Genomic DNA, 1,660 nt, shown 5'->3' on the forward strand with positions numbered 1-1,660 from the left:
CCCCCGGTGTCAGGATAGTTGTCGCGTCACCTGATTTGAGTCGTAATGAATCCGGGGCGGGCAAAGAGGCGAAGTGAAAGCGTATTCAGCGGAACGGAAAGAAGCAGTACTACGACGGATGATGCCGCCGGAGAACAAGGCAGTAGCGGAGCTGGCCAGAGATACCGGCATCACTGAGCAGACGCTTTATACTTGGCGGCGTCAGTTGAAAAATCAGGGAATGCCGGTGCCAGGAGATGGAAAGAATCCCGAGGGATGGTCCTCGGAAGACAAGTTTGCAGTCGTACTGGAGACGGCCGCGCTCAATGAAGCGGAGCTGGCTGAGTATTGCCGGCGCAAGGGGCTGTACGTCGAGCAGATCGCCGCTTGGCGGGAGGCATGCCGCGCGGCCAATGCTAATGCGGGCGAACAGGCGCGCAGCCAGCGCGAGCAGTCCAAAGAAGACAAGAAGCGCATCCGGCAACTGGAGAAGGAACTCAATCGCAAGGAGAAAGCGTTGGCCGAAGCGGCGGCGCTGCTGATTCTGCGAAAAAAAGTCCAGGCGATCTGGGGAGACAAAGAGGAAGACTGATCAACGTCTCAGATCGCCGGTTATGCATTACGTTGATCCGCGAAGCCACGCAAGCGGGCTGCCGACTCGCCCCGGCTTGTGCCGAGCTGGGAATTTGTATCCGTACCTTCCAGCGATGGGTGCGCGATGGTGACGAGCTGCTTGCTGCCGATGCGCGCACTACGGTCGTCCGGCCGGCGCCTCCTCACAAGCTCAGTGAAGCTGAGCGAGAGCAGATCCTGGCCGTGGCCAACAGTGAGGAGTTTGCCAGTCTGCCGCCGAGTCAAATCGTGCCGACGCTGGCTGATCGTGGCGTGTACCTTGCGTCGGAGTCGAGCTTTTACCGGGTACTGAAACAGGCATCGCAACAGCATCATCGTGGGCGGGCAAAGAAGCCCTCGCAGCGGGTGGCGACGAGTCATTGTGCAACCGGACCGAACCAAGTCTGGAGTTGGGATATAACCTGGCTGCCGGCTGCGGTAAAAGGCCAGTATTTTTATTGGTACATGGTGCTGGACGTGTTCAGTCGCAAGATTGTAGGGCATGAAGTCCATGTGGCCGAGTCGAGCGAGCTGGCTGGGCTGCTCATGCGCAAAGCCAGTCTATCTGAAGGCCTGGCTGGGCGCCCACTGGTGCTGCATTCGGATAACGGCAGCGCAATGAAGGGCGCCACCATGCTGGCGACATTGGAGCATCTGGGGGTGGCCGCTTCGTTTAGCCGACCACGGGTCTCCAATGACAATGCGTATGCGGAGTCGTTGTTCCGCACTTGCAAGTACCGGCCTGATTACCCGAAGAAGCCGTTTGGCAGTCTGCAAGAAGCACAGGCCTGGACGCACAAGTTTGTACGCTGGTACAACCAGGAACACAAACATAGCGGTCTGAGATTCGTGACCCCAGCGCAGCGACATTCTGGTCACGCACCGGTGATTCTGCACAACCGTGAGACGCTGTATGCCGCTGCCAAATGCAGCAATCCGAAGCGGTGGTCAGGGAAGACAAGAAACTGGAGACTGGAGGACGAGGTCTGGCTCAATCCAGAGCGAAATCACGCCATACACCTACAGAATGCAGCTTGAGGTGACGCGACAACTACGTTGACAAACACCG

1 protein-coding gene is annotated in these 1,660 nt (G+C 58.3%); it reads left to right on the top strand.

From position 1 onward, the window contains the following. Positions 1-73: 73 nt before the first annotated feature. A protein-coding gene (locus IGW03_RS37545; protein WP_323745074.1) for an IS3 family transposase occupies positions 74-1,629 on the top strand; the annotation gives its coding sequence in 2 pieces (ribosomal slippage) (positions 74-536 and positions 536-1,629; 1,557 coding nt in all). Positions 1,630-1,660: the final 31 nt, after the last annotated feature.

Origin of the sequence: Noviherbaspirillum malthae, assembly GCF_015352985.1 — a bacterium.
Taxonomy (GTDB): domain Bacteria; phylum Pseudomonadota; class Gammaproteobacteria; order Burkholderiales; family Burkholderiaceae_D; genus Noviherbaspirillum; species Noviherbaspirillum malthae.